The organism is Allobrachymonas wangyanguii (assembly GCF_045055315.1).
GTDB lineage: Bacteria > Pseudomonadota > Gammaproteobacteria > Burkholderiales > Burkholderiaceae_C > Brachymonas > Brachymonas wangyanguii.
Genome location: NZ_CP173677.1, coordinates 1,377,385 through 1,403,860, shown reverse-complemented (window position 1 = coordinate 1,403,860; position 26,476 = coordinate 1,377,385). Strand labels below are relative to the sequence as shown.

Sequence of the window (26,476 nt, the reverse complement as noted above, 5' to 3'; positions counted from 1 at the left end):
ATGTTTGTCGATTCCCACTGCCACCTCAATTTTCCCGATCTGCGCGAGCACATCCCCGACATCCGCCAGGCCATGGCCGAAGCCCGGGTAGAACGTGCGCTGGTCATCAGCACCACGCTGGAAGAATTCCCCGATGTGCACGCGCTGGCGCTGCAGCATGACAACTTCTGGGCCACCGTCGGCGTGCACCCCGACAGCGACGAGGTGCAGGAGCCCACGCTGGAGGATCTGCTGCAGCGCGGCCGCTTGCCGCGTGTGGTGGGCATCGGCGAGACCGGACTCGATTACTACCGCCTGAATGGCCGCAGCCTGGCCGAGATGGAATGGCAGCGCGAGCGCTTCCGCATCCATATCCGCGCTGCGCGCGAGCTGGCGCTGCCGCTGGTGATCCACACCCGCAGCGCCTCCGACCACACGCTGGGCATCCTGAAGGAGGAGGGTGAAGACGGCTCTTCCGGCTCTGCGGGCGGCGTGTTCCACTGCTTTACCGAAACCATGGAAGTGGCGCGCGCTGCGCTCGACATGGGTTTCTACATCTCCTTCTCAGGCATCGTCACCTTCCGTAACGCCGAGGATTTGCGCGATGTGGCACGCTACGTGCCGCTGGATCGCATGCTGATCGAGACCGACAGCCCGTATCTGGCACCGGTGCCGTATCGCGGCAAGACCAACTCGCCAGCCTATGTGCCGCATGTGGCGAAACTGCTGGCCGAGATACGCAATCTGGCGCCGGAAACGGTGGCAGAAATCACCACACGCAACTTTGATGCGCTGTTTCCGCTGGCCAACAACCATGAGAAACAGGATCAGAAAATCATCCTAATACCATGATTTCCATGATTTCCATGAATTCATGAGTTGAAAGCATTTGCAACAGCAGTTCATGCAAAATCTCTCAAGAGGAGTCTCACACAACATGAAGAAAATTCTCCAAACCATTGCCATTACAGCCATTTCCTTCTCGGGAATCGCCTCTGCAGCCAGCATTGAGGACCTGATGGTCGCGGTCAAGCGCGACAGCGATATACGTGCACGTGAAGTGCTGCAGCAGGGCGTCAATCCCAACCTGCGCGGCGAAAACGGCAAGACGCCGCTGATCCACGCGATCCAGGAAAAATCGACCAAGGTGTTGCCGGTGCTGCTGGCTGCGCGCAATATCGACGTCAATGCGACCAACGCCAATAATGAAACACCGCTGATGATCGCCATCTACACGGAGCAGAACGATCTGGCGCGCCGACTCATCAACCGTGGTGCCGAAACCGATCGCTACGGCTGGACGCCTTTGCATTACGCCGCCACCAAGTCCAACCTGGACATGGTCAAGCTGCTGCTGGGCCGTGGTGCCGATATCAATGCCGATTCGCCCAACAACAGCACGCCGCTGATGATGGCAGCCTGGATGGGCAATACCGACACCATCCGCTACCTGATCCAGCGCGGCGCGCTGGTCTGGGAACGCAATGACCTGAACATGACGGCGCTGGAATTTGCCAAATACGGCGGCATCCAGGCCAATATCGACCTGATCCAACAGGAACAGCGCAAGGTCCGCGATCCGGGCAAGGTGCAGCCGCTCAAGCCGCTGACGCCTGAGCAGGCGGCGGCGCTGCGTGGGGATCCGCTGCCGGCGGCCGATGCGGCATCTGGCGCTGCCAGTGCGCCTGCAGCCGCAGCACCGGTAGTAGCACCAGGCTTGTGGCAGAACCTGCAGCGCTGATCAGCAAGTGCAGAATCCATCCAGATGGCCGGAGCAATCCGGCCATTTCTATATGTGCAGCACCCATCGATATGATTAATACAATGTATATTATGTCAAATAATATACGCAGCAAGCCTGAAGACACCCCCTGTCTTACATATCCGTTATGCGAACATCCGTTCGAACACGTAGAATTGCAGCTTCCGTTTTTGTAAGCATCGGGTAACAACGGCAAGGCCACGCATGATCCGGCCTGCCGTCGCCGTTGCAGGGAGCACAACCCATGACCATTCTTCTCAAGCTGTCACAGCTGATCGATGCGCTAAACCGCTTTGTCGGCAAGGCCGTGATCTGGCTGATCCTGGCATCTACCATGATCAGCGCGATCAACGCCGTGGTGCGCAAGATCTTCCACACCAGTTCCAACGCCTACCTCGAAGTCCAGTGGTACCTGTTTGCCTGGGCTTTCCTGCTGGCGGCCGGCTACACCTTGCTGCGCCAGGAGCACGTCAAGATCGACGTGCTCTACGGCACGCTCAAGCGCCGCACCCAGGTCTGGATCGAGATCTTCGGCTTTATCTTTTTCCTCACGCCGTTCTGCCTGATCATCCTGTATTACGCGATTCCCATGGTGGAGTACATGTATGTTTCCGGCGAATCGTCACAGAACACTGGCGGCCTGATCCGCTGGCCGGCCTGGCTGCCGATTCCGATTGGCGTGGCGCTGCTGATGCTGCAAGGCTGGTCCGAGCTGATCAAGCGCTTTGCCTTCCTGCAGGGCCGCATTGCCGATCCGGCTGACAAGCCCGATGAAACCCCGCCCGAGCAGGAGCTGATCAACGCCCTGCGCGCCAACGAGCATGACACGCCGGCTCCCGGCAACCAGAAAGCCTGATTCCGGAGCCTGACACCATGGACTTTATTCTTCACAATTTCGCGCCGATCATGTTCGGCGGCCTGATCGCCTTCCTGCTGATGGGCTTCCCGGTGGCATTCAGCCTGGGTGCCTGCGGCCTGTTCTTCGGTTTCCTCGGCATCGAGCTCGGTATTCTGCCGCCAGCGCTGATGCAGGCGCTGCCGCTGCGCATTTTCGGCATCATCACCAACGACACCATGCTGGCGATTCCGTTCTTTACCCTGATGGGTCTGGTGCTGGAGCGCAGTGGCATGGCCGAGGATCTGCTCGATACCATCGGCCAGGTCTTCGGACCGATGCGTGGCGGCCTGGCGCTGGCCGTGGTCTTGGTGGGAGCCTTGCTCGCCGCCACCACCGGCGTGGTTGCCGCTTCCGTCATCTCCATGGGCCTGATTTCGCTGCCGATCATGCTGCGCTACGGCTATGACCGGCGCGTCGCCTCGGGCGTGATTGCCGCCTCGGGTACGCTGGCACAGATCATCCCTCCCTCGCTGGTGCTGATCATCATGGCCGACCAGCTGGGCCGCAGCGTCGCCGACATGTACAAGGGTGCCTTCATCCCCGGCTTCATGCTGATGGGCTTCTACATCCTGTACGTGCTGATCCTGGCCGTCTTCCGCCCCAAGATGGTCCCTGCCCTGCCCCCTGAGGCGCGTGCCTATCGCCAGCCGAATGGCAGCAGCGGCTACCCGTCACTGATCGTGCTGACCGTCATTTCGGCACTGGTCGCCATCTTCCTGGCCCGCCACATCATTGACGTCTATGCCTGGTTTGGCCATGAGGTCACTGCCGTGGCTACCGACGAAAAAGTCGTGGTGGCCCTGTGCGCCGGCACCTTCCTGGCGTTCGTGATTGCCAGCCTGAACAAGCTGCTCAAGCTCAACCTGCTGTCCAAGCTGGCCGAGCGCGTCACCTTTGTGCTGATCCCGCCGCTGCTGCTGATCTTCCTGGTGCTGGGCACGATCTTCCTGGGCGTGGCCACGCCGACCGAAGGCGGTGCCATGGGTGCCGTCGGTGCCCTGATCATGGGCTGGGTCAAGCGCCGCCTGTCCTTCGTGCAGCTGAAGCAGGCACTGGAATCCACCACCAAGCTGTCCGCCTTCGTGATGTTCATCCTGATCGGTGCCACCATGTTCAGCCTGGTGTTCCAGGGCGTGGACGGCTCGCTGTGGGTGGAAGGCCTGCTGGCCAACCTGCCGGGCGGACCGATCGGCTTCCTGATCTTCGTGAACGTGCTGATCTTCTTCCTGGCGTTCTTCCTGGACTACTTCGAGCTGTCCTTCATCATCGTGCCGCTGCTGGCACCGGTGGCGGAAAAGCTCGGTATCGACCTGATCTGGTTCGGCGTGCTGCTGGCGGTCAACATGCAGACGTCCTTCCTGCACCCGCCGTTCGGTTTCGCGCTGTTCTTCCTGCGCTCGGTGGCACCGGCCAAGGCCTATGTCGATCGCGTCACGAAGAAGACCATCGAGCCGATCACCACCATGCAGATCTACAAGGGCGCGATCCCCTTCCTGATCATCCAGATCACCATGGTCGGTATCCTGATTGCCTTCCCGCAGCTGGTCACTGGCAGCCTGGACAAGCAGGTTGAGGTCGATATGGACAAGGTCACGGAGCAGATGTTCCAGAGCCTGCAGGATGAGAAGCTGGAAAGCGACCTGCAACAGCCGGTCGCCCCGGGCATGCCCTCGGTCGGCTCCACGCTGAACCATGATCTGGGTAATCCCTTCGCTGATGAACAGCCGGCCGCTCCGGCTACCCCTGCCGCTCCTGCAACGGACGCAGCCAAAACGCCTGCTGCTCCGGCTGCAGCCGGCGGCGGTCTGGCTCCGGCTCCCATCGGCAGCGATGGTCTGGCTGACGATCCGATGCAGGATCTGCAGCGCATGATGGAGCAGGACAAGAAGGCCCAGTAAGCCCCTGCCCCGCCTGCCACCGCGTGTGGCAGGCAGCCAGCAAAAAACCCGGACGCTTGCGCGATCCGGGTTTTGTTTTTGGCAGCGTACCGGCCAGTATGAACTGGCCGGATCCTGTGGCAATTACAGGTTGGTCACGGTAGCCATGTAGCTGTCGTAGCGGAACTGCGAGAAGCGGCTCCACAGCAGCTGGTCGCGCTGGAAGGCGCGCATGTCCTGGTGGATCTTCTTGAACTCCGGCGAACGTGCCTCGTGCTCGGCAAACACTTCCATGGAAGCCTTGAAACCGGCGTCCAGGATCTCCTTGGAGAACGGCTTCAGCTGCGTACCGGCAGCCACCAGCTTCTTCAGGGCAACCGGGTTGAAGGCATCGTACTTGTTGGTCATTTCGCGGGCTGCCACGCGGGTAGCAGCGTCCACGATCGCCTTGTTGGTGGCGGACAGGGCTTCGTAGGCCTTCTTGTTGATGAAGAACTCCAGTTCTGCACCACCTTCCCACCAGCCCGGGTAGTAGTAGTACGGAGCCACCTTGTTGAAGCCCAGCTTTTCATCGTCGTGGGGACCGACGAATTCGGTTGCGTCCAGCGTGCCCTTTTCCAGCGACTGGTAGACGTCACCGGCCGGCATGTTCTGCGGCACCACGCCCAGCTTCTGCATGGCTTCGCCGAACAGGCCGCCACCCATGCGCATCTTCAGACCGTTCAGGTCGGCTGCGGTGTTGATTTCGCGGCGATACCAGCCACCCATCTGCGTACCAGTGTTGCCGGCGCTGGCGCTCTTGATGTTGTAGTTGGCGTAGAACTCGTCCAGCAGCTTGCGACCGTTGCCGACTTCCATCCAGGCGTCCATCTGGCGTGCGGTCAGGCCGAACGGTACGGCGCAGCCGAAGGCGAAGATCGGGTCCTTGCCGGTGAAGTAGTAGGAAGCAGACTGGGCCATTTCCACGGTGTCGTTCTGGATCGCATCCACCACGCCAAAAGCGGGCATCAGCTCGCCAGCCGCGTGCACGGTGACTTCAAACTTGCCGCCAGACAGCTCTTTCACGGTCTGGGCAAAGCGCTCGCCGCTACCGAAGATGGTGTCCAGCGACTTGGGGAAGCTGGAAGCCAGGCGCCAGCGCACGGAATCGGACGTATGAACCGCCGGAGCACCGCCAGGAGCCGGTGCCGCGCCAGATGCAGCCGGTGCTGCAGCGGCGTCTTCTTTCTTGCCGCACGCAGCCAGTGCGCCTGCGGCAACGGTTGCACCGGCAATACCGATGCTCTTGACGATGGAACGACGATCCATGTATTTCTCCAGATAGTAGTTTGAAAAGGATTGAGCCTAACCGGAAAATTATAGGATCCCGGTGGCTGCCTGACAGACCGGTTTTACCCGGCATTCAGGAATTTGTAAATATGTTTTCGGGGCTGACGGGCTTCAGGACGCAAAACGCTTGCGTACGGAAGCGGCAATGCCATCGGCATCCAGGCCCTGCATCTGGTACAGCTTGACCGGATCGCCATGCTCGATAAAGCTGTCCGGCAGGCCAAGCTGCAGCACCGGACGCTCGATCTGGTGCGCTTCCAGCGCTTCCAGCACGGCGCTGCCGGCGCCACCCATGATGCAGCCATCCTCGATGGTCACCAGGTGCGCATGTGTGCCGGCCACTTGGAGTAGCAGTTCCTCGTCGAGCGGCTTGGCCCAGCGCATGTTGACCACCGTGGCGTCCAGCTGTTCAGCCGCCTCGAGTGCCGGGTACAGCAGCGAGCCAAACACCAGCATGGCCACCCCGCCCTGCCCCTGGCGGCGGATTTCGCCCTTGCCAAATGGCAGGCCTTCCAGCGAAGCAGGCGGCGTCACGCCAGCGCCGGCACCACGCGGGTAGCGCACCGTGACGGGGTGATCCTGCTCGTAGGCGGTGGTCAGCAGCTGGCGGCACTCGGCCTCGTCTGCCGGGCAGGCTACGCTCATGTTGGGAATGCAGCGCGTAAAGGCGATGTCGTAGTTGCCGGCATGGGTGGCGCCGTCGGCGCCGACCAGGCCGGCACGGTCCAGCGCAAACACCACCGGCAGGTTTTGCAGTGCCACGTCGTGGATCAACTGGTCATAGGCACGCTGCAGGAAGGTGGAATAAATCGCCACCACCGGCTTCAGGCCCTCGCAGGCCATGCCGGCAGCAAAGGTCACGGCGTGCTGTTCGGCAATGCCGACATCGTAGTAGCGGTCCGGGAAGCGCTTGTGGAATTCGACCATGCCGGAGCCTTCGCGCATCGCCGGCGTGATGCCGACCAGGCGCTTGTCCTGTTCCGCCATGTCGCACAGCCAGCTGCCGAAAATCTGAGTAAAGGTGGTCTTGGGCGGGGTGGCCGGCTTCTGCAGGCCAACGGCGGGATCGAACTTGCCGGGGCCATGGTAGGCGATCGGGTCCGCCTCGGCCAGGCCATAGCCCTGCCCCTTGCGCGTGACCACGTGCAGGAACTGCGGGCCCTCCAGGTGACGCAGGTTTTCCAGCGTCGGGATCAGCGACTCCAGGTCGTGGCCGTCAATCGGGCCGACGTAGTTGAAACCGAATTTCTCGAACAGCGTGCCCGGCACCACCATGCCCTTGGCGCCCTGCTCGATGCGGCGCGCCAGGTTCAGCAGCGGCGGCGCATTCTTGAGCACGTTGCGGCCGACGTTCTTGGCCGCGGCATAGAACTGGCCGCTCATCAGCTGTGCCAGGTAGCGGTTCAGCGCGCCCACCGGCGGGCTGATGCTCATGTCGTTGTCGTTCAGGATCACCAGCAGGCGGATGTTCTCTTCCACGCCGGCGTTGTTCAAGGCCTCGAAGGCCATGCCGGCCGTCATGGCGCCATCACCGATCACGGCAATGCTGTGGCGCTGCTCGCCCTTCTGGCGCGCGGCCGTGGCCATGCCGAGTGCAGCGGAAATGCTGGTGGAGGAATGGGCGGTGCCGAAAGTGTCGTAATCGCTTTCGTCGCGGCGCGGGAAACCGCTCAGGCCGTCCAGCTGGCGCAGAGTCGGCATGCGGTCGCGGCGACCCGTCAGGATCTTGTGCGGATAGGTCTGGTGGCCCACGTCCCAGACAATGCGGTCTTCGGGCGTGTTGAACACGTAATGCAGCGCGACCGTCAGCTCGACCGTGCCCAGGTTGGAACTCAGGTGGCCACCGGTACGGGAAACGCTGTCCAGCAGAAACTCCCGCAACTCTTTGGCCAGGGGCTTGAGCTGCTCACGCGGCAGCTTGCGCAGGTCATGGGGGGATTGGATGCTGGCTAGCAAATCGGACATCGCAAGAGGATCCTGAAGGAAGGGAAGGCAGGCAACAGGCCGCCGGGCCTGTCAGGCAGCAACAGGGCAGGCTGACGCCGGCCCCGGTGGCGGCCAAAAGTTCATTGTAGCTTCTGACGGCTGTGCATCAGTAGGCGCGATTGATCACCCAATCGGCAATCGCGTGCAATTTGTCCGTTTCGGCCAGGCCACTGGCTGCCAGCGCGGCCTGTGCCTGCTGGTGCAGCTGCTGTGCATACTGGCGCGATGCGTCCAGGCCCATCAGCGAGACATAGGTGGGCTTGTCGTTGGCGGCATCCTTGCCGGCGGTCTTGCCCAGGGTCTGGGAGTCGGCCGTGACGTCGAGGATGTCATCCACCACCTGGAACGCCAGCCCGATGGCGGAAGCGTACTGCTGCAGCTGTTGTGCGGCTTCGGCACTGCACTGGCCAGTGGCCACGCCCAGCATCACGCTGGCCTGCAGCAATGCGCCTGTCTTGAGTGCGTGCATGTGCTGCAGCTCGTCCTGCGTCAGCTGCAGCCCGACGCTGGCGAGATCGATCGCCTGGCCGCCAGCCATGCCCTGCCCGCCCGAGGCGCGCGCCAGGATGCGGCACTGATCTGCCTGCATGGCTGGCGGTACCAGATCGGCAGCCGGCGTCAGCAGCTCGAAAGCCTGGGTCTGCAGCGAATCACCGGCCAGCAACGCTGCCGATTCGCCAAACTGCACGTGCACGGTTGGTTTGCCACGGCGCAGCACATCGTTGTCCATGCAGGGCATGTCGTCATGCACCAGCGAATAGGCATGGATCAACTCGATAGCGCAGGCGCCGCGCAGGGCTGCTTCGGGCAGGCCCTGTACCGCTTCGCTGGCAGCCAGCACCAGCAGCGGGCGCAGGCGCTTGCCGCCGTCCAGTACCGCATAGCGCATGGCCTCGCGCAGGCCATCCGGTGCGCCTTCGCCGACCCAGCCCTGCAGCGCCTGTTCAACGCGCTGCAGCTGGTCTGTAGTCCAGGCATCAAATGCGGAGTTATTAGCCATCATGCCTCCTCCCAGGGACGCAGCTGGCCATTGCCGGCATCGAGGACACGGATCTGGTCTTCTACCGCCTGCAGCTTGCTGCGGCAAAAAGCCAGCAAGGTGGCACCGCGCTGGTAGCCGGCCAGCAGCTGGTCCAGTGGTGTCTGGCCGGTTTCCAGGGCTTGCACCAGGGCTTCCAGTTCGGCCAGGGCGGCCTCGTAAGTCTCGGGGAGTTGGTCAGGGGAATCGGTTGGCGTGCTCATGCGTTATCTGGCAAAGGGGGAATGCGGGCATTGTACCGGTGCCCCCGGAGCCGCGACGTTGCCGGATGAAACTGACAGAAATATGCAAGTTGTATGAAAATAGCCGGCTTTTTCTGCAATAAACAGATGATTACCGTCGAAATCAGGCATAAAAACGACAGATTCCCCCACAAGACAGCCCGAGCGGGTAAAATCCCTGTTCGCCGGTGGAGGCATGGTGGCATGTGCTTCCTTCGCATGTATCTCTCATGCTTCACCTTTTCGCGCTACGCGCACCCTGCCCCTTCATAGGGGGAGTCTTTAGGTCAGGACACAATGTCTGATTTGAGTCTTCAATTACAGCAGGCCACAAGCCAATTCCCCGTCAGCAGCTATTTCAGCGAGGCCCTGTTCCAGCGTGAACTGGACACCATCTTTGCCCATGGTCCGCGTTATGTCGGCCATGCTGCTGCCGTGCCCAACGTGGGCGACTACTACGCCCTGCCCCAGGAAAACGAAGGCCGTGCGCTGGTACACACGCCCAACGGCATCCAGCTGATTTCCAACGTCTGCCGCCATCGCCAGGCCGTGATGCTGAAAGGTCGCGGCACGCTGCCGCAGGGCAACAACATCGTCTGCCCGCTGCACCGCTGGACCTACAGCAGCGAAGGCACGCTGCTGGGCGCCCCGCATTTCCCCGAGGATCCCTGCCTCAACCTGAACAAGTACAAGCTGCACAACTGGAACGGCCTTCTGTTCGAGGATAACGGCCGCGACATCCACGCTGACCTGGCCGACATGGGCCCGGCCTCTGCGCTCAACTTTGACGGTTTTGTGCTCGACCATGTCGAAGCACATATCTGCAACTACAACTGGAAGACCTTTATCGAGGTCTATCTGGAAGATTACCACGTGGGTCCGTTCCATCCGGGACTGGGCAACTTCGTCACCTGTGACGATCTGGCCTGGGAGTTCAAGCCCGAGTACTCGGTGCAGACGGTTGGCATCGCCAATCAGCTGCAGAAGCCCGGCAGCCCGATCTACCAGAAGTGGCACGAGGTGCTGATGCAGTACCGCAACGGCGAGCTGCCCGAACAAGGTGCGATCTGGCTGACCTACTACCCGCACATCATGGTCGAGTGGTACCCGAACGTGCTGACAGTGTCCACGCTGCACCCGCTGGCAGTGGACAAGACGCTCAACCTGGTCGAGTTCTTCTACCCCGAGGAAATCGCCGCTTTCGAGCCGGAATTCATCGAGGCGCAAAAGGCGGCCTACATGGAAACCTGCATCGAGGACGACGAGATCGCCGAGCGCATGGACGCCGGCCGCAAGGCGCTGCTGGAGCGTGGCGACAACGAGGTTGGCCCCTACCAGAGCCCGATGGAAGACGGCATGCAGCACTTCCACGAGTGGTATCGCCGCAAGGTCGGCAATCCCGAGGAGCTGGCGGTGGATGCCCTGCGTTAAGCACGATCCGGTCTGATTTCCTACAATATGAGATGGCGTTTCCCATGACGCCATCTCTTTTTTTGTCTTTACACCTCCCCCTGACGATTTATGCAAGCCCTCTGGATGGCCCTGGGTGCCCTGTTCTTCACCCTGATGGCCTTGTGCATCCGACTGGCCTCCGAGGCGCACGGCATCATGGAAATCCTGGTCTACCGGGGTCTGGTCGGCATCGTGCTGTTTGCACTGCTGATGCGCTTGCAGAACGTCCCGATTGCCACGCCGGTACCGGTGCTGCACGTGCGCCGCAGCATTGTCGGCGTACTGTCGATGTCGATGTGGTTCTACACGATTGCGCACCTGCCGATGTCCACCGCCATGTCGCTCAACAGCATGAGCAGCGTCTGGGTCGGCACCATCGTGCTGGCTGGCAACTGGTGGCGACTGCGCCGCATCAGCCATCCCTGGCTGTTCGTGATCGTGCTGGTCGGTTTTGCCGGCGTGCTGATGCTGCTGAATCCGCGCTTTGACCGGCTGCCGCCAGTGGCCGGCATGATTGGCCTGGGTGCCGGCATGATGGCGGCGCTGGCCTATATGCAGGTCGGCGCGCTGGGCAAGGCGGGCGAACCGGAATCGCGCGTGGTGTTCTATTTCTCTGTCGGCACCCTGCTGCTGGGCTTTCTGGGCGTGCTGGCATTTGGCGAATTCCATCGAATCGAAGGCATGAACGCGCTCTGGCTGCTGGGCAGCGGCGTGTTTGCCTCCATGGGCCAGTGGTGCCTGACGCGCGCCTACTCGCGCGGCGCCACCATGCTGGCGGCCACGCTGCAGTACCTGAATATCGTCTACGGCACGCTGTTCGGCTTGTGGCTGTTCCATGAAATGCCACAACCGCTGGCCTGGCTCGGCATGGCGATCATCATCCTGAGCGGCGTGGCGGCGACAGCCGTGCGTGGTCATCAGGTGCGCAAGGCGGCGCTGGCTGCGGCAGAATAAGTAGTGCTCCGGCGTAGAGAGCGCCTAGAATGAGCATGCAGGTGTGACACGGCAATACACTCCCGGCCGTAGCACGCAGTCAGCAATGACGTCAGTCGGAGCGTCATATGGGGTTGCTACCATTCGATGGTAGATGGGGGGCCCCACCACCTGCACCCATTCCGGCCAACGCAGCCTGATACCTCATTGCAGTACAAGGCGCAGCCTCCTAAAATGAGTACGCAGGTGTGACACGGTAATATTCTCCCGGCCGTAGCACGCAGTCAGCAATGACGTCAGTCGGAGCGCCATGTGGGGTTGCCTCATTGAGTTGAGGGCTGGGGGGCCCCACCACCTGCACCCTTTACCGAGTCAGTTATGTTTACCCACTTGATCAGCGCTGTACAACTCCAGGCCCTGCAGGCATCGGGCCAGCCCCTGATGGTGTTCGATTGCACATTTGACTTGTCCAATCCGGCACTGGGTGCCGAGTTGTTTGCCCAGGCACATGTACCGGGTGCCGTGCATGCCGATCTCGATCACTTCCTGAGCAGCCAGCAAACTGATCGCCGCGCGAGCGGTGGTCGGCATCCGTTGCCGTTGCGCGAGGATTTTGCCGCTGCACTGCAGACGATCGGTTTCCGCAACGACATGCAAGCGGTGGTCTACGACCGCAATGGCAATAACTACTGCGGCCGCCTGTGGTGGATGCTGAAGTGGCTCGGCCATGAGGCTGTGGCGATTCTGGATGGCGGTTTGGAAGCCTGGCAAGTTGCTGGCCTCCCGGTAGAAAGCGGTACGGTAGCAACGGCGTCCGCCAGTGCGCCGTTTGCCATCAGTGAATCGTGTGTTCGTCTGGTTGATACTGCCAGTGTGGCGGCAGGACTTAAGCAGCCACACCAGACCCTGATCGATTCCCGTGGTCCGGCCCGTTACAGCGGCGCCGAAGAGCCGATGGATCCAGTCGCTGGTCATATTCCTGGCGCGCTGAACCGCCCGTTCACCCTGAACATGGAGGCTGATGGCCGTTTCAAGCCGGCTGCGCAACTACGCCAGGAGTTTGGGCAGCTGCTGCAAGGACGCGATGCTGCCAGCGTGACGATTCACTGCGGCAGTGGCGTCAGCGCGGTGCCGAATATCGTGGCGATGGAACTGGCCGGCCTGCCGCGCCCTGCCCTTTATGCGGGTAGCTGGAGCGAATGGTGCACCACCGAGCCGGCGCTGCCGGTGGAGCGTGGCTGAGTACTCTGCTCTTGGGAGCATGAACCCGGCAGATCACTAGCTATTTTTGCCTGTCAACTCGGGCAAAATGGCCGCATGAAACTGACCACCAACGCCATTCGTAGCCGCCTGAGTGCTTTTATCCAACCCTGGCGGGAGGCCTTTCGCGAAGAAGCAGATGCGCAGATTTTTACGCTGCGTTTCCTGGAGTGCTACGGACTTTCTGAGCACCATTACGTGCGTGAAGGCAAGGTTCCAAAGGCCAATGGCTCGACGGGTTACATGGATGGTTTCATTCCGGGCAAATTCATCATTGAATTCAAGAGTCTGGGCAAGAACCTGAAAAATGCGCGCCAGCAGGCTGAAGCTTACCGCTGGTCGTGTCCGGTACATGAGCAGCCACGCTATATCCTGCTGTGCGACTTTCAGAACTTTGTGCTGTGTGATCTGAAGCAGGACACGGAACATTTCTGCACCTTGGCCGACTTGCCCAAGCACGCTGACTGGTTCCGATTCCTGATTGAAGACGAGCGTCCGGTCATCAAGGAGGAAACAGAAGCAGATCGCAAGGCCACGGAACTGATGGCCCGACTGCACGAAGCCCTGCTGCGCAGCAATTTCAAGGGCCGTGATCTGGAAGTTTTCCTGACGCGCCTGTTGTTCTGCCTGTTTGCCGATGACACCGAAATCTTTGGTGATAACAGCATGTTTTTGCGCCTGCTGGAAGACACCAGAGCCGATGGCAAGGATACTGGTGCCCAATTGACGGAGTTGTTCGAGGTTCTCAATACCCCGGTTGAGGAGCGCAGCCACCATCTGGACGATGCCTTGCAGGCCTTCTGCTATGTCAACGGCAAGCTGTTTGCCGAGCGGACACGTATTCCGTCTTTTGATGCAGACCTCCGCAACTTGTTGCTGGATTGCGCCCGTTATGACTGGAAGACCATCTCACCTGCAATCTTTGGCTCCATGTTCCAAGGGGTGCTAGACCAGCATCAACCTGATCTGAGTCGCCAGGCTAGTCGGCGAGAGCTGGGCGCGCATTACACCAGTGAACGGAATATCCTGCGCGCCATTAATCCCCTGTTCATGGATGATTTGCGCAAGGAGCTGCAGCAGGCGGCGACCAATCGCGCCAAACTGACCGCGCTGTATGACCGCCTACCAACTATTCGCGTGCTCGACCCTGCCTGCGGTTGCGGCAACTTCCTGGTCGTGGCCTACCGCGAACTCCGTCTGCTGGAAATGGATGTGATTGAGCGCCTGTTCAGCAAGGGCGGGCAAAGCAAGGGGCTGTTTGATATCAGCACCCTGGCGCGTGTCAGTGTGCAGCAGTTCCATGGCATAGAGATTGATGCGAGTGCCGCACATATTGCCCAGGTGGCCATGTGGATTACCGACCACCAGATGAACCAGCTGGCAGCACTACGCTTTGGCACGACACGACCGAGTGTGCCGTTGGTAGACAGCCCGCAAATCCTGCACGCCAATGCCTTGCATGCGGACTGGAGCGAGTTGCTGGCACCTGAAAATTGCAGCTATATCGTGGGCAACCCACCGTTTGTGGGAGCCAAGTTCCAGAATGAAGAACAGCGTGCCGATACAAAAGCCGTAATGGGGCACATTCCCAACTATGGCTTGCTGGATTATGTGGCGTGCTGGCATGTCAAGGCTGCTGCTTATATGCAGGGCAACCCGCGCCTGTGTACTGCACTGGTATCTACCAACAGCATTTGTCAGGGTGAACAGGTTGGTGTGCTCTGGCCGTATATGCTGGCTCAAGGATTGCATTTGCGCTTTGCCCACCGCACGTTCCAGTGGAGCAATGAGGGCAAGGGGGTGGCAGCGGTACACTGCATTATTGTGGGATATGGTGGTGAAAAAGCAGCACAACCCGTGTTGTTCGATTACAGCGAAGACATCAAGGCTGCCGAAGGTAGTCGCCAGCTGGTCAGCCACATCAACCCTTACCTGGTGAATGGGCCGGATGTCGTCTTGAGCCGCCGGAATACACCGCTGTGCGAAGTGCCTGAAATGGGCATTGGCAACAAGCCGATTGATGACGGCAACTACCTGTTCACCCCCGCTGAAAAAGCAGAGTTCATTCAGAATGAGCCAGCCAGCACGTCCTACTTCCGCAGATGGCTGGGAGCCAATGAATTCCTGAATGGGATTGAACGTTGGTGCTTGTGGTTGGGCGATGCCAGTCCCGCTGAACTTGCCAAACTGCCTGAATGCATGAAACGTGTGGATGCTGTCCGCCGATTTCGGGAAAAGAGCAAGAGTGCGCCAACCAGAGCTATTGCTACCATTCCCAGACGCTTCCATGTGGAGTTCATGCCTAAAAATAGCTATTTAGTCATACCGAAAGTATCTTCAGAAAAAAGACAATTTATTCCCATTGGATTTGTTGAGCCAGATACTTTGACAGGCGATGCAGCCTTGATCCTTCCAAACGCAACACTGTACCATTTCGGCATCTTGAGCAGCAGTCTGCACAATGCCTGGATGCGCACCGTTGCGGGACGCTTGAAAAGCGACTATCGATACTCCGTCAGCATCGTCTACAACAACTATCCGTGGCCGCCAGTGCTCAGTGACAAGCAGCAAGCAGCCATCGAATCCGCAGCGCAATCTGTGCTGGATGCACGTAGCCTGTTTTCGGATAGCACGCTAGCCCAGCTCTATAACCAGAGCACCATGCCCGTAGATCTGGTCAAGGCACACGCAGCGCTCGACAAGGCTGTTGACAATGCTTACGGCTACAAGGGAGGCAAGGATGATGCCAGCCGGGTCGCCTTCCTGTTTGCGCTGTATCAGCAACTGGCCGCCCCTTTGGCAACGCAGCCTGCTGCACGAAAACGTCGCCAAACCACGCAGTAGTGCAGCAAACCGAATTTTGTCGCACACTCAGGACATGAAGACTCAGCGCACACAGACTACTGACCGCCTTGGTAGACGGTTCTGGCGCAGGCACTGGATACTGCCTGCCAGCCATGCTTTCACCTTGTGCGTGCTGTTTGGCTTGGCCATACCGGATGATCCTTGGGCCTGGCTGTTTGGTGCCTTTGTCGGCCTGATGCTGGGCGCGTTCTGGGCTGTAGTGCTTGATCTGGCAGGCCGTACATGGCAACGCTGGAACAAGTCACGTCCTGAGGCGTTGCTGACAGAGCGCTCCCCTGCTCCTCAGAAAAAGGCAAAGATTGAGCAACCCCGTACCAGCAAGAAAAATTGGCTGCACACTCTTTCTTTTGCCATTGACACTCAGCGCGCCAACCTGCAAACGCGCGTCAGACGAGCCCGCAGGAAGAAGGCCGTCCGCGCCGCTGAGCTGCAAAGACAACGTGAAATCGCCAAGTGGAAAAGCCCTAGTATGCCGGAACCGGACTATACACCGCCATCGGCACCCTCTGCTTTACATGCGCCGGCCCGCAAGAGTGCAGATACGAACCCGCTGCTGTCAGCTGCTGTCAGTGCCGCCACTGGCAGCACCTTGCTAGGATGGGCTGCTGGCGGCTCTCTGGGCGCTGCCATGCTGGGAGATGCATGGCACAAGCATCGCAACAAGGCAGGATTAGAGCAAGCCGCTGAGACATCTGGACCTGTCTGGCGTGCACCAGTTTCCACATGCTCGCATGACGATTGCGAAGAGAACTGACAAACGGAGTCAGCGCACGCCGTTATTCTTGAACCAGTCCAGCATCGCCTTCCAGCCATGCTTCGCATCCTGCTCGCGATAACTCGGGCGGTAATCGGCATGGAAGGCGTGCGGCGCATTCTTGTAGACACCGATCAGGCTCTTGCGTGCCGCCGCGTTGCCCTGCTCTCCCGCCGCCTTCAGCGCGGCTGACATGCGATCCACCGTGTCCATCGGGATACCGGTATCAGCTTCCCCATACAGGCCCAGCACCGGCGCCTTCAGTTGTGCTGCCAGATCCACCGGCTGTTGCGGCGTCAGCGCGGTCTTGTCGCCGATCAGACGGCCATACCAGGCCACGCCGGCCTTGACCTGCGGGTTGTGCGCCGCATACAGCCAGGTCATGCGACCACCCCAGCAGAAGCCGGTCACGCCCAGACGACTGGTATCGCCGCCTTGCTGGCCAGCCCAGCGCACCGTGGCATCCAGATCTGCCAGCACCTGCGCATCCGGCACCTTGGCGATCACCTCGCGCATCAGCGTGGGAATATCGGTGTAGCTGGCGGCATCGCCCTGGCGCACAAACAGCTGCGGCGCAATCGCCAGATAGCCCTGGTGCGCCAGCCGGCGTGCCACATCGGCAATATGCGCATGCACGCCAAAGATTTCCGACAGCACCAGCACCACCGGCAGATTTTTTCCGCCCTTGGGCGCGGCGCGGTACGCCGGCATGGCAAAGCCGTTCACGTCGATGCTGACATCGCCGGCTTCCAGCCCGTCGGTGGAAGTCACGATCATGGTCTGGGCGCTGACCGGTTGCACCGCCGCAGCAAAGAGGCCACTGGCCATGGCGGCCTGCAATACGGTGCGGCGGCTGGTGCCCGTCTGGCCTGCGGGCAGCAGCGCCATGGCATCGTGGATCTGGTCGCGGTTCGGCATGGCTTGTCTCCCGTGGTCGTAAAAAAGTCAGTGCGCCTGTTCCCAATTCGGCCCAAAGCCGATTTCGGCCAGCAGCGGCACGCGCAGCTGCGCCACCTCGGCCATGATGCGCGGCACTTCGCTGCGTACCCAATCGATCTCGGCTTCGGGCACCTCGAACACCAGTTCGTCGTGCACCTGCATGATCATGCGCGTGGCGTAATCGCCAGAATCCAGCACACGCAGCACCTCGACCATGCTCTTCTTGATCAGGTCGGCGGCCGTGCCCTGCATCGGCGCGTTGATCGCGGCGCGTTCGGCGCCGGCACGGCGCTGGCCATTGCCGCTGCGGATATCCGGCAAATACAGGCGGCGGCCAAACACGGTCTCGACATAGCCCTGGTCGCGCGCCAGTTCGCGCGTGCGCTCCATATAGGCTTGCACGCCCGGGTAGCGCTCGAAATAGCGCTGGATATAGTTGCGCGCTGCCGTGTTGTCGATGCCGAGCGACTTGGCCAGGCCAAAGCTGCTCATGCCGTAGATCAGGCCAAAGTTGATCACCTTGGCGTAGCGGCGCTGCTCGCTGCTGACCTGGTCCGGCGCCACGCCAAACACCTCGGCGGCAGTGGCGCGGTGCACGTCGGCGCCGGTCTCGAAGGCATGGATCAGCGCCGGATCCTCGCTGATATGCGCCATGATGCGCAGTTCGATCTGGCTGTAGTCGGCGCTGGCAATCACCTTGCCTTCGGGCGCGACAAAGGCCTCGCGGATACGGCGGCCTTCCGGCGTGCGCACCGGAATGTTCTGCAGGTTGGGATCGTTGCTGGACAGTCGCCCCGTCACGGCCACTGCCTGCGCGTAGTTCGTATGCACGCGCCCGGTCACCGGATCGGCCAGGCCGGCCAGCTTGTCGGTATAGGTGTTCTTCAGCTTGGACAGGCCGCGGTATTCCAGGATGATGCGCGGCAGCGGGAAGTCCTCGGCCAGCTTTTCCAGCACCTCTTCATCGGTGCTGGGCGCGCCAGTCGAAGTCTTCTTGATCACCGGCAGGCCGAGCTTGCCAAAAAAAATCTCGCCAATCTGCTTGGGTGATCCCAGGTTGAAGCTCTGTTCGGCCGCCTCGTGGGCCTGTTTTTCCAGCTCCAGCAGGCGCATGCCGAGCTCATTGCCCTGGCGCGCCAGCTGCTGCGCATCCACCAGCACGCCTTCGCGCTCCATGCGGAACAGCACTTCGCTGGTGGCGATTTCCAGCTCGTAGATGGCGCGCAGCTCTGCATCCTGCTCCAGCTGCGGCCAGAGCACCTGGTGCACCTGCAGGGTGAAATCGGTATCTTCACAGGCATAGTGCGTGGCCTTGTCGACCGGCACCTGGCTAAACGGGATCTGGCTGGCACCCTTGCCACACAGCTCCTCGTAGCTGGTGCCGTCGCGGCTCAGGTGGCGCAGCGCCAGGCTTTCCAGGCCATGTGGGCGATGCGCTTCGAGCACATAGCTTTGCAGCATGGTGTCGTGCACATAACCGCGCACCTGCACGCCATGGTTGGCAAACACATGGCGGTCATACTTGATGTGCTGGCCCAGCTTGGCGCGGCTGGCATCTTCCAGCCAGGGGCGCAGCGTGTCCAGCACCAGTTCCAGCGGCAGCTGCTCGGGCGCATCCATGCCATCGTGCGCGATCGGGATATATACACCCTCGCCCGCCACGGTGGAAAAACTCATGCCGACCAGCGTGGCCTGCAGTGCATTCAGCGAGGTGGTTTCGGTATCGATCGCGACCAGCTCGGCTTGCTGCAAGTGCTGCAACAGGTCCGTCAGTTGCTCCTGCGTGGTGATCATGCGGTAATCGACAGTGGCCGCTGCTGCTTCAGTTTCTGCGGTAGCCGGCGAAGCAAACAGGTCCACGGTATCGCCGCTGCTGGCAGCCGCTGGCTGGTTCTCGTCCGGCAGCGCCTTCAGCAGCGAACGGAACTGGTAGCGCGTGTAGAAATCGCGCAGTGCTGGCACATCCGGTGTTTTCAGCGCCAGCGCGTCCATCCCGGGCAGGCCAGCTACCTGTGCAGACAGATCGCAATCGGTGACGATGGTGACCAGCTTGCGGCCGATCGGCAGCCAGTCGGCCGCCTTGCGCAGGTTCTCGCCGGCCACGCCCTTGATCTCGTCAGCGCGCTCCATCAGCGCATCGAGCGAGCCGTAGGCATTCAGCCACTTGGCCGCTGTTTTCGGCCCCACCTTGTCCACGCCAGGCACGTTGTCCACCGTGTCGCCAACCAGCGTCTGGTAATCGACCATCAGCGCCGGCGGCACGCCAAATTCGGCCGTCACGCCGGCCACGTCACGCACCTTGCCACTCATGGTATCGATAATGCTGACGCGCTCGTTGACCAGCTGGCTCAGGTCCTTGTCACCGCTGGACACCACCACGCGCATGCCACGCTCGGAGCCGATGCGCGCCAAGGTGCCAATCACGTCATCGGCTTCCACACCTTCAATCGCCAGCACCTGCCAGCCCAGCAGCCGCACCACATCGTGGATCGGCTCGATCTGGCTGCGCAAGTCGTCCGGCATGGGTGCGCGCTGCGCCTTGTAGTCGGGATAGATCTCGTTGCGGAAAGTCGTGCCCTTGGCGTCGAACACGCAGACTGCATAGCTGGCGGGATAGGCCTTGGTCAGCGACTGCATCATGTTGACCATGATGCGCAGTGCGCCGGTCGGCTGCTGCGTGCCGTCAGGCAGCGGCACGCTCCAGTTACCGCCGGCATGGAAGGCGCGGTAGATATAGCTGGAACCATCGACCAGCAACAAGGTGTTGTCCGGCGTGGCCGGATCGGAAATGACGGGGGTGGCGGAGGATTCTTGCATGGAGGCATTGTGCCTGCAAAGCGTCTCGCCGGGACATCTCCCCGCAGCCTGTCACCCGGCGGTAATCGTTTAAAATCGAAACATTGCGCCAGCCATGGGTCCATGCCGTGCGCCTCCTTCAGCGACTCACAGCATGAAACATTCCCTGACGCTTTCCGCCCTGGCGGCTACCCTGGCGCTTGCGCTGGCCGGCTGCGCCCAGACCGGCCAGCAGACCCGTGCCGGTAATGAACTGGCGACTCCGGTCACCGTGACCAGCACCGGCCAGGCCGAACCGATGCAGGCTGGCGACCAGCGCATCGAACGCATCCACCACAGCGATGCCGGCGGCGCGGTCGACGAACTGCGCGTGGGCGGTGAAACCCGCAGCCTGGTCGTCACGCCCAGCCGCGCCGGCGCCTATGAAATCAAGCCTACTACTCCCACCCCGAGCACCAGCAGCGGCCAACGCGTCTGGAACCTGCTGAAATTCTGAGCATCCATGGCAGTTTATACGGACGTCTCGCTGGAGGCGGCACAGCCGCTGTTCCAGCGCCTCAACCTGGGCACCCTCACGCAGCTGCGTGGCATCCAGGGCGGTATCGAAAACACCAACTATTTCGCCACCACCGATCAGGGCGAGTATGTGCTGACCCTGTTCGAGCGCCTGACGCACGAGCAGCTGCCCTACTACCTGTACCTGATGCAGCATCTGGCCAAGCGCGGCATTCCGGTGCCGTTGCCAGCCAGCGATGCCGAAGGCGAAATCCTGTTCACGCTGTGCGGCAAGCCCGGTGCCGTGGTCGAGAAGCTGCGAGGCAGCAGCCAGCTGCAGCCGCAGGCCGTGCATTGCAGCGCGGTGGGCAGCACGCTGGCACGCATGCACCTGGTCGGCCAGGACTTCAACCGCGAGCAGCCCAACCTGCGCGGCCTGCCGTGGTGGAACGAGGTCGCACCGCTGGTCTACCCGCACCTCAATGAGGAGCAGACCGAGCTGCTGGGCTCAGAACTGGCCTACCAGAACCATGTGGCCGCTGGCAGCGCCTACGCCGCCCTGCCGCGTGGCCCGATCCACGCCGACCTGTTCCGCGACAACGCCATGTTCGATGGCGAGACGCTGACCGGCTTCTTCGATTTCTACTTTGCCGGCAATGACAGCTGGCTGTTCGATCTGGCGGTGTGCCTGAATGACTGGTGTGTCGACCAGGCCAGCGGCGCCCTCGACCTGACCAGGGCCAGCGCCTTCATCGACGCCTACCAGTCGGTACGTCCGCTGCAGGCTGCCGAGCGCGAGCTGCTGCCAGCGATGCTGCGCGCTGCCGCGCTGCGTTTCTGGATCTCGCGCCTGTGGGATTTCTACCTGCCGCGCGAAGCCAGCATGCTGGTACCGCACGACCCGACCCACTTCGAGCGCGTGCTGCGCCAGCGCATTGCCCATCCGCTGACGCTGGCGAACGCGCCGGTGCTGGCCTGAGTCGCATGCAGCTGCAGCTTGTCCCTGCCAGCCGTGGCTTCGCCTGGATGCAGCAAGGCATCCGCACCTTTGGCAAGCGTCCGGTCGCCCTGCTCGGCCTGTTCATGATGTTCCTGCTCGCCATGAGCATCCTGGCGATGATCCCGTGGATCGGGCTGGCATTGGCGCTGGCCTTGCTGCCGGCGGTCACGCTGGGCTTCATGACCGCCACGCGCACCGTGGCACACGGCAATTTCCCGATGCCGACGGTACTGCTGACCGCCTTCCGCGCCGGCCGCGCGGAGCTCAACGGCATGCTGCTGCTGGGCAGCGTCTATGCGCTGCTGTTCGGCCTCAGCATGGCGCTGACGCAGCTGATCGATGGCGGCCAGTTCCTCAAGCTCTATATCCTGGGCGTGGAAAGCACGCCGGAAGAAATCCGCCAGATTGCCAGTGATGGCAGCTTCCAGCTGGCGACGCTGGTGGCGGCGGTGAGCAACGTGGTGATTGCCATGCTGTTCTGGCACGCACCGGCGCTGCTGCACTGGCACCAGGTGCCTGCCGTCAAGGCGATGTTCTTCAGCCTGGTCGCCTGCATCCGCAATTTTCCGGCCTATGTGCTGTTCTTGCTTGGCTGGCTCGGCCTGACGATGGCGCTGATCTTTGGCCTCTCGATGCTGATCGCCTCGGTATTCGGCACCTTGGCCGCGGCAGTGCTGATCCAGCTGGTGGTGATGGTGGTCACCAGCATGTTCTTTGCTTCGCAGTACTTCAGCTATGTGGATTGCTTTGTCGAGGCCACGGCGCTGGATCAGCAGGAGCGCAGCCAGCCGCCGCCGCTGGCCTGAGCCTCAGTCCTGACGCGAGGCCAGCCAGGCCTCATCTTTCGCATCCAGCAGACCCTGGGCACGTGCCGCCGCCAGCAGTTCCGGACGGTGCTGGCGCGTCAGGCGCAGGCTCTGCTCACGGCGCCAACGCGCAATCGCGGCATGGTTGCCGCCCAGCAGCACCTCGGGCACGGCTTCGCCTTCCCAGATTTCCGGGCGCGTGTAATGCGGGCAATCCAGCAGGCCATCCAGCGCCGGATTGAAGCTGTCCTGGATATGGCTGGCCTCGTCCTGCAGCACGCCGGGCTGCAGCCGCGCCACGGCATCGAGCAGGGTCACGGCGGCAATTTCGCCACCGGAGACGACAAAATCGCCCAGGCTGATCTGCCGGTCCACATGGCGATCGATAAAGCGCTGGTCCATGCCTTCGTAGCGACCGCACAGCAGGATCGCGCCACGGCTCTCGGCCCAGTGGCTGACGCCGGCATGATCGAGGCGTTCGCCAATCGGGCTGAACAGCACCACCGGTGCCTGTTCACCTTCGGATTCGGCACGATCGGTACGGATCGCTTGCAGGCAACGCGACAGCGGCTCGGCCTGCATCACCATGCCGGGGCCGCCACCAAACGGGCGGTCATCGACACGGCGGTAATTGCCTTCGGCAAAATCGCGCAACTGCCACAGGCGTACCTGAACCTGGCCGCTGGCATAGGCGCGGCGCGTCACGCCGCTGTGCAACCAGGGCTCAATCAGTTCCGGGAACAGGGTGATGATGTCGAAGCGCATGGACGAATCGGGCTCAGTAATCAGGCTGCCAGTCGGCCACAATGCGCTTGCCGGCTACATCGACTTCATCGACAAAAGCCGCGACGAAGGGAATCAGGCGCTCGACCGTCTTCTCCCCGTCCTGCGCCTCCAGCACCAGCGTGGTCTGCGGGCCGGTCGCCAGCAGGTCCTTGACCGTGCCCAGCGCCACGCCTTCGCGGTTGGTGACGGCACAGCCGATCAGGTCGACCCAGTAGAATTCGCCCTCTTCTGGCGGCGGGAAGGCCGAGCGCGGCACGCAGATGCGCGCGCCCTTGAGCAGTTCGGAGCCATTGCGATCGGGAATGCTGCGGCTGTGCGCCACCAGGCCATCACCATGCTCGCGCACCTGCGCCACATCCAGCGCCAGCGTGCCAGTGAAATGGCGCGCGCCGCGTTCGGCCGGCAGCAGGTACCACTGCTTGCAGGCAAACAGCGCCTCGGTCAGCGCGTTGTAGGGAATCACGCGGAACCAGCCCTTGATGCCCCAGGCTTCGCCAATACGGGCGACTTCGACCGCATCTTCGGGCAGTTGGGCGGGGCTCAGCAGGCTTGTCAGGTCAATGCTCATGGCTTTTTTTCGGCAATCAGGAAAAACAAAGCCCAGTGGATCGCACTGGGCTTTGCTCGTCAAGTGACGGATGGATCAGGCAGCGGTCTTGGCCAGCTGCTTTTCCAGGCGTTGCACGGTGGGGGACACCTGTGCACCAACGCTCTTCCAGTAGGCCAGACGGTCCTGGGCAATGCGCAGGCCTTCGGTGCTTTCCTTGGCGCTGGGGTTGTAGAAACCGATGCGCTCGATGAAGCGACCGTCGCGACGCACGCGCTTGTCAGCCACAACAACGTTGAAGAACGGACGGCCCTTGCTGCCGCCGCGGGAGAGTCGAATAACGACCATGGTGATATCCTTTGGGTGGTAAAAATTCTTCCAGCGTTTGAGACACGCGACTGGCCACCCGGCCAGCGACACACTGAAAACACAAGATTATAAACGCAGACCTCCTGCTTACTCAAGCCCAGCGCTTTTTTCTCTCCGATTCCGTTCCATGTCTGCAACGCCCCTGATCCGGCCGGCCACCGAGGCCGACATTCCACGCATCACCGCCATCTATGCCTACCATGTGCTGCACAGCACCGGCACTTTTGAAACCGAAGCTCCTTCCCCCGAACAGATGCGCCAGCGCATCGACGAAGTGCACAGCCGTGGCCTGCCCTGGCTGGTGGTGGAAATCGATGGCCAGGTGCAGGGCTTTGCCTACTGCAACTGGTTCCGGCCACGCGCCGCCTTCCGCTACAGCGCCGAAGACAGCATCTATCTGGCGCCTGATGCCGTCGGCCAGGGCCTGGGCACGCAGCTGCTGGGCGAACTGATCCGCCAGGCCGAAGCACTCGGCATCCGCAAGCTGATGGCGGTGATTGGCGATTCGGACAACCACGGCTCGCGCGGCCTGCACCGCCATTTCGGCTTCAGCGAGGTCGGCATCATCCGCAATTGCGGCTGGAAGCATGGGCGCTGGCTCGATATCGTGATGGTCGAACGGGTGCTGGGTGACGGCGCGGAGACCCTGCCCGAATGAGTGCCGCACTGCCTATTGTCTATTGCGACGAGGCGATGATCGTGCTGGACAAGCCGTCCGGCCTGTTGTCAGTGCCCGGCCGTGGCCCGGACAACCACGATTCGCTCAGCGTGCGCGTGCAGGCGCAGTTTCCCGATGCGCTGATTGTGCACCGGCTGGACATGGGCACCAGCGGTCTGCTGCTGATGGCACGCGGCATCGAGGCGCAGCGCACGCTGAGCCTGCACTTTGCCGAACGCCGCACGCACAAGCGCTATGTCGCCATCGTGCAGGGCGAACTGCCACTGCTGCCGGACTGGAGCACGATTGACGCACCGCTGATCGTGGACTGGCCGAACCGCCCGCGCAGCAAGGTCGACCATGCCATCGGCAAGCCGAGCGTGACGCACTGGCGTCGGCTCGGGCCGCAGGACGCATGCGCGGGACTGGCAGCGGATTTCTTTCGGCCGGCACAGCCGCACAGCGTGCTGGACTTGGAGCCGGTCACCGGCCGCTCGCACCAGCTGCGCGTGCACCTGTTGTCCATCGGACACCCGATCGTGGGCGATACCCTGTATGGTGATGCCGCGAATCAGGCCATGGCAGCGCGCCTGCTGCTGCATGCCTATGCGCTGCAGATCCCGCATCCACTCAGCGGCCAGCCCATGGATTTCTGCTGCCCGACCCGATTCACCTGATACGCGCAAGCCCTCCCTCTGTACGGATTCTAAAAACAGCGACAATCGCTGCATGACTATCAGCCTGCAAGACCGTTTTGGCCGCACCATCGACTACCTGCGCGTATCGGTGACGGACCGCTGCGACCTGCGTTGCAGCTACTGCATTCCCAAGGGATTCCGCGGTTTCGAAGAGCCGGAGAACTGGCTCACCTTTGACGAGGTCGAACGCGTGATCGCCGCTTTTGCGCGCATGGGTACGACGCGTTTCCGCCTCACTGGCGGCGAGCCGCTGCTGCGCCGCAATCTGCCTGAGCTGGCCGCGCGCATTGCCGCCCTGCCCCAGGTGGAAGACCTCTCGCTCACCACCAATGGCACACAGCTGGTCAAGCATGCGCAGGCACTGCGTGATGCCGGCGTGGACCGCCTCAACGTGAGTCTGGATTCGCTGCGTGGCGAATGCGTGCAGCAGATCACCGGCAGCGATACGCTGGAGAAGGTGCTCAACGGCCTGCAGGCCGCCAAGGACGCCGGCTTCACGCGCATCAAGATCAATATGGTGCCGATGGTCGGCGTGAACGATATCGACCTCGACGCCATGGTTCACTTCTGCATGGAGAACGATTTCGTGCTGCGCCTGATCGAGGCCATGCCGATGGGCCACACCGGCCGCGAAACACAGGGCCTGTCGCTGACCGATCTGACCTGGGAGCTGCAGCAGAAATACGGCCTGATCCCGAGTGAGGCCAAGCTCGGCGGTGGCCCGGCGCGCTACTGGATCAGTCCGGATTCCGGCTTCACGCTGGGCCTGATCACGCCGATGTCGCAGCACTTCTGCGCCGCCTGCAACCGCGTGCGGCTGGCGGTGGATGGCACGCTGTACATGTGCCTGGGTCAGGAGCAGAGCTTTGAGCTGCGTCCGCTGCTGCGCGCCGGCTGCTCGGATGCAGAGCTCGAAGCCGCCATCCGCGAAGCCATCGAGCTCAAGCCGGAACGCCACGAGTTCCTGGAAAAGCCCGAGCAGACGATCCGCTTCATGTCGATGACCGGCGGCTGAGCCACCGGTCTC

Annotated in this window: 24 protein-coding genes; 15 read left to right on the top strand and 9 right to left on the bottom strand. The window is 61.8% G+C overall.

What is annotated here, in order from left to right:
• From ACI3EV_RS06790 to ACI3EV_RS06775, 4 genes are all read left to right on the top strand, one after another.
• Positions 1 to 831 (top strand): TatD family hydrolase, encoded by an 831-nt coding sequence (locus ACI3EV_RS06790; protein WP_337691195.1) that lies wholly within the window; start codon positions 1 to 3, stop codon positions 829 to 831.
• An 85-nt stretch (positions 832 to 916) separates the two neighbouring features.
• Complete coding sequence (locus tag ACI3EV_RS06785) at positions 917 to 1,720, top strand: ankyrin repeat domain-containing protein (protein WP_337691194.1); 804 nt, start codon at positions 917 to 919, stop codon at positions 1,718 to 1,720.
• Between the two features lie 265 nt (positions 1,721 to 1,985).
• The gene (locus ACI3EV_RS06780) at positions 1,986 to 2,597 is read left to right on the top strand and encodes a TRAP transporter small permease subunit (RefSeq protein WP_329771639.1); all 612 of its coding nucleotides are present in this window, start codon (positions 1,986 to 1,988) and stop codon (positions 2,595 to 2,597) included.
• Positions 2,598 to 2,614: 17 nt separating this feature from the next.
• Positions 2,615 to 4,537 (top strand): TRAP transporter large permease subunit, encoded by a 1,923-nt coding sequence (locus tag ACI3EV_RS06775; protein ID WP_329771640.1) that lies wholly within the window; start codon positions 2,615 to 2,617, stop codon positions 4,535 to 4,537.
• 123 nt (positions 4,538 to 4,660) lie between these two features.
• On the opposite strand, the gene ACI3EV_RS06770 is transcribed toward ACI3EV_RS06775, so the two are convergent.
• The 4 genes from ACI3EV_RS06770 to xseB all read right to left on the bottom strand — a co-directional run bounded on the left by ACI3EV_RS06770 (position 4,661) and on the right by xseB (position 9,073).
• Positions 4,661 to 5,824 carry a TRAP transporter substrate-binding protein gene (locus ACI3EV_RS06770; protein ID WP_337691193.1) on the bottom strand — a complete coding sequence of 388 codons (1,164 nt, stop codon included), beginning with the start codon at positions 5,822 to 5,824 and terminating at the stop codon, positions 4,661 to 4,663.
• 132 nt (positions 5,825 to 5,956) lie between these two features.
• Positions 5,957 to 7,810, bottom strand: coding sequence for a 1-deoxy-D-xylulose-5-phosphate synthase (gene dxs, locus ACI3EV_RS06765; protein WP_329771649.1), 1,854 nt, complete (start codon positions 7,808 to 7,810; stop codon positions 5,957 to 5,959).
• Positions 7,811 to 7,937: 127 nt separating this feature from the next.
• Positions 7,938 to 8,831, bottom strand: coding sequence for a polyprenyl synthetase family protein (locus tag ACI3EV_RS06760; protein WP_337691189.1), 894 nt, complete (start codon positions 8,829 to 8,831; stop codon positions 7,938 to 7,940).
• A complete protein-coding gene (gene xseB / locus ACI3EV_RS06755) occupies positions 8,831 to 9,073 on the bottom strand; it encodes an exodeoxyribonuclease VII small subunit (RefSeq protein ID WP_329771652.1) in 243 nt (80 codons plus the stop codon). Before xseB ends, ACI3EV_RS06760 begins: the two co-directional genes overlap by 1 nt.
• A gap of 315 nt (positions 9,074 to 9,388) precedes the next feature.
• Between xseB and ACI3EV_RS06750 the strand changes: the two genes are divergently transcribed.
• The 5 genes from ACI3EV_RS06750 to ACI3EV_RS06730 all read left to right on the top strand — a co-directional run bounded on the left by ACI3EV_RS06750 (position 9,389) and on the right by ACI3EV_RS06730 (position 16,355).
• Entirely contained in the window at positions 9,389 to 10,522 is a 1,134-nt protein-coding gene (locus tag ACI3EV_RS06750) for an aromatic ring-hydroxylating dioxygenase subunit alpha (protein WP_329771653.1), read from the top strand.
• Positions 10,523 to 10,612: 90 nt separating this feature from the next.
• Positions 10,613 to 11,497, top strand: coding sequence for a DMT family transporter (locus ACI3EV_RS06745; RefSeq protein ID WP_329771654.1), 885 nt, complete (start codon positions 10,613 to 10,615; stop codon positions 11,495 to 11,497).
• A 357-nt stretch (positions 11,498 to 11,854) separates the two neighbouring features.
• The gene (locus ACI3EV_RS06740; RefSeq protein ID WP_337691185.1) at positions 11,855 to 12,718 is read left to right on the top strand and encodes a sulfurtransferase; all 864 of its coding nucleotides are present in this window, start codon (positions 11,855 to 11,857) and stop codon (positions 12,716 to 12,718) included.
• A 75-nt stretch (positions 12,719 to 12,793) separates the two neighbouring features.
• Positions 12,794 to 15,580, top strand: coding sequence for a DNA methyltransferase (locus ACI3EV_RS06735; RefSeq protein WP_337691182.1), 2,787 nt, complete (start codon positions 12,794 to 12,796; stop codon positions 15,578 to 15,580).
• A 34-nt stretch (positions 15,581 to 15,614) separates the two neighbouring features.
• Positions 15,615 to 16,355, top strand: a complete 741-nt coding sequence (locus ACI3EV_RS06730) for a hypothetical protein (protein ID WP_337691180.1) — start codon at positions 15,615 to 15,617, stop codon at positions 16,353 to 16,355.
• A 9-nt stretch (positions 16,356 to 16,364) separates the two neighbouring features.
• Here ACI3EV_RS06730 and ACI3EV_RS06725 read toward each other — a convergent pair whose 3' ends face one another.
• Positions 16,365 to 17,273: a dienelactone hydrolase family protein gene (locus tag ACI3EV_RS06725; protein ID WP_329771660.1), complete on the bottom strand. Its 909-nt coding sequence runs from the start codon at positions 17,271 to 17,273 to the stop codon at positions 16,365 to 16,367.
• Between the two features lie 27 nt (positions 17,274 to 17,300).
• On the bottom strand, positions 17,301 to 20,111 hold the full coding sequence (gene polA, locus ACI3EV_RS06720) for a DNA polymerase I (RefSeq protein ID WP_337691177.1): 2,811 nt from the start codon (positions 20,109 to 20,111) through the stop codon (positions 17,301 to 17,303).
• A gap of 133 nt (positions 20,112 to 20,244) precedes the next feature.
• Here polA and ACI3EV_RS06715 point away from each other — a divergent pair, with 133 nt between their 5' ends.
• From ACI3EV_RS06715 to ACI3EV_RS06705, 3 genes are read left to right on the top strand one after another with little or no spacing between them, the layout of a single operon-like run.
• Positions 20,245 to 20,586, top strand: a complete 342-nt coding sequence (locus ACI3EV_RS06715) for a hypothetical protein (protein ID WP_337691175.1) — start codon at positions 20,245 to 20,247, stop codon at positions 20,584 to 20,586.
• 6 nt (positions 20,587 to 20,592) lie between these two features.
• Positions 20,593 to 21,564, top strand: coding sequence for a homoserine kinase (locus ACI3EV_RS06710; RefSeq protein ID WP_329771663.1), 972 nt, complete (start codon positions 20,593 to 20,595; stop codon positions 21,562 to 21,564).
• Positions 21,565 to 21,569: 5 nt separating this feature from the next.
• Entirely contained in the window at positions 21,570 to 22,391 is an 822-nt protein-coding gene (locus tag ACI3EV_RS06705) for a BPSS1780 family membrane protein (RefSeq protein ID WP_329771665.1), read from the top strand.
• Positions 22,392 to 22,394: 3 nt separating this feature from the next.
• Here ACI3EV_RS06705 and trmD read toward each other — a convergent pair whose 3' ends face one another.
• From trmD to rpsP, 3 genes are all read right to left on the bottom strand, one after another.
• A complete protein-coding gene (gene trmD, locus ACI3EV_RS06700; protein ID WP_329771666.1) occupies positions 22,395 to 23,156 on the bottom strand; it encodes a tRNA (guanosine(37)-N1)-methyltransferase TrmD in 762 nt (253 codons plus the stop codon).
• Between the two features lie 13 nt (positions 23,157 to 23,169).
• Entirely contained in the window at positions 23,170 to 23,745 is a 576-nt protein-coding gene (rimM, locus tag ACI3EV_RS06695) for a ribosome maturation factor RimM (RefSeq protein WP_329771667.1), read from the bottom strand.
• A 75-nt stretch (positions 23,746 to 23,820) separates the two neighbouring features.
• Positions 23,821 to 24,072, bottom strand: a complete 252-nt coding sequence (gene rpsP / locus ACI3EV_RS06690; RefSeq protein WP_329771668.1) for a 30S ribosomal protein S16 — start codon at positions 24,070 to 24,072, stop codon at positions 23,821 to 23,823.
• Between the two features lie 148 nt (positions 24,073 to 24,220).
• On the opposite strand from rpsP, the gene ACI3EV_RS06685 reads away from it, so the two are divergent.
• The 3 genes from ACI3EV_RS06685 to moaA are packed head-to-tail and all read left to right on the top strand — an operon-like array spanning position 24,221 to position 26,464.
• Entirely contained in the window at positions 24,221 to 24,751 is a 531-nt protein-coding gene (locus ACI3EV_RS06685; RefSeq protein ID WP_337691170.1) for an N-acetyltransferase family protein, read from the top strand.
• Entirely contained in the window at positions 24,748 to 25,428 is a 681-nt protein-coding gene (locus tag ACI3EV_RS06680; RefSeq protein ID WP_337691168.1) for an RluA family pseudouridine synthase, read from the top strand. The genes ACI3EV_RS06685 and ACI3EV_RS06680 overlap by 4 nt, the downstream gene beginning before the upstream one ends.
• A 52-nt stretch (positions 25,429 to 25,480) precedes the next feature.
• The gene (gene moaA, locus ACI3EV_RS06675) at positions 25,481 to 26,464 is read left to right on the top strand and encodes a GTP 3',8-cyclase MoaA (protein ID WP_337691166.1); all 984 of its coding nucleotides are present in this window, start codon (positions 25,481 to 25,483) and stop codon (positions 26,462 to 26,464) included.
• Positions 26,465 to 26,476: the final 12 nt, after the last annotated feature.

Bases quoted from the DNA above. Each gene is read 5' to 3' on its own strand.
- trmD (WP_329771666.1), bottom strand. From the start codon at position 23,156: ATGCGCTTCGACATCATCACCCTGTTCCCGGAACTGATTGAGCCCTGG.
- ACI3EV_RS06745 (WP_329771654.1), top strand. From the start codon at position 10,613: ATGCAAGCCCTCTGGATGGCCCTGGGTGCCCTGTTCTTCACCCTGATG.
- rpsP (WP_329771668.1), bottom strand. From the start codon at position 24,072: ATGGTCGTTATTCGACTCTCCCGCGGCGGCAGCAAGGGCCGTCCGTTC.
- ACI3EV_RS06790 (WP_337691195.1), top strand. From the start codon at position 1: ATGTTTGTCGATTCCCACTGCCACCTCAATTTTCCCGATCTGCGCGAG.
- ACI3EV_RS06735 (WP_337691182.1), top strand. From the start codon at position 12,794: ATGAAACTGACCACCAACGCCATTCGTAGCCGCCTGAGTGCTTTTATC.
- ACI3EV_RS06760 (WP_337691189.1), bottom strand. From the start codon at position 8,831: ATGGCTAATAACTCCGCATTTGATGCCTGGACTACAGACCAGCTGCAG.
- ACI3EV_RS06775 (WP_329771640.1), top strand. From the start codon at position 2,615: ATGGACTTTATTCTTCACAATTTCGCGCCGATCATGTTCGGCGGCCTG.
- ACI3EV_RS06705 (WP_329771665.1), top strand. From the start codon at position 21,570: ATGCAGCTGCAGCTTGTCCCTGCCAGCCGTGGCTTCGCCTGGATGCAG.
- dxs (WP_329771649.1), bottom strand. From the start codon at position 7,810: ATGTCCGATTTGCTAGCCAGCATCCAATCCCCCCATGACCTGCGCAAG.
- ACI3EV_RS06710 (WP_329771663.1), top strand. From the start codon at position 20,593: ATGGCAGTTTATACGGACGTCTCGCTGGAGGCGGCACAGCCGCTGTTC.
- ACI3EV_RS06740 (WP_337691185.1), top strand. From the start codon at position 11,855: ATGTTTACCCACTTGATCAGCGCTGTACAACTCCAGGCCCTGCAGGCA.
- ACI3EV_RS06725 (WP_329771660.1), bottom strand. From the start codon at position 17,273: ATGCCGAACCGCGACCAGATCCACGATGCCATGGCGCTGCTGCCCGCA.
- xseB (WP_329771652.1), bottom strand. From the start codon at position 9,073: ATGAGCACGCCAACCGATTCCCCTGACCAACTCCCCGAGACTTACGAG.
- ACI3EV_RS06770 (WP_337691193.1), bottom strand. From the start codon at position 5,824: ATGGATCGTCGTTCCATCGTCAAGAGCATCGGTATTGCCGGTGCAACC.
- moaA (WP_337691166.1), top strand. From the start codon at position 25,481: ATGACTATCAGCCTGCAAGACCGTTTTGGCCGCACCATCGACTACCTG.
- ACI3EV_RS06730 (WP_337691180.1), top strand. From the start codon at position 15,615: ATGAAGACTCAGCGCACACAGACTACTGACCGCCTTGGTAGACGGTTC.
- ACI3EV_RS06750 (WP_329771653.1), top strand. From the start codon at position 9,389: ATGTCTGATTTGAGTCTTCAATTACAGCAGGCCACAAGCCAATTCCCC.
- ACI3EV_RS06680 (WP_337691168.1), top strand. From the start codon at position 24,748: ATGAGTGCCGCACTGCCTATTGTCTATTGCGACGAGGCGATGATCGTG.
- rimM (WP_329771667.1), bottom strand. From the start codon at position 23,745: ATGAGCATTGACCTGACAAGCCTGCTGAGCCCCGCCCAACTGCCCGAA.
- ACI3EV_RS06780 (WP_329771639.1), top strand. From the start codon at position 1,986: ATGACCATTCTTCTCAAGCTGTCACAGCTGATCGATGCGCTAAACCGC.
- ACI3EV_RS06785 (WP_337691194.1), top strand. From the start codon at position 917: ATGAAGAAAATTCTCCAAACCATTGCCATTACAGCCATTTCCTTCTCG.
- ACI3EV_RS06715 (WP_337691175.1), top strand. From the start codon at position 20,245: ATGAAACATTCCCTGACGCTTTCCGCCCTGGCGGCTACCCTGGCGCTT.
- polA (WP_337691177.1), bottom strand. From the start codon at position 20,111: ATGCAAGAATCCTCCGCCACCCCCGTCATTTCCGATCCGGCCACGCCG.
- ACI3EV_RS06685 (WP_337691170.1), top strand. From the start codon at position 24,221: ATGTCTGCAACGCCCCTGATCCGGCCGGCCACCGAGGCCGACATTCCA.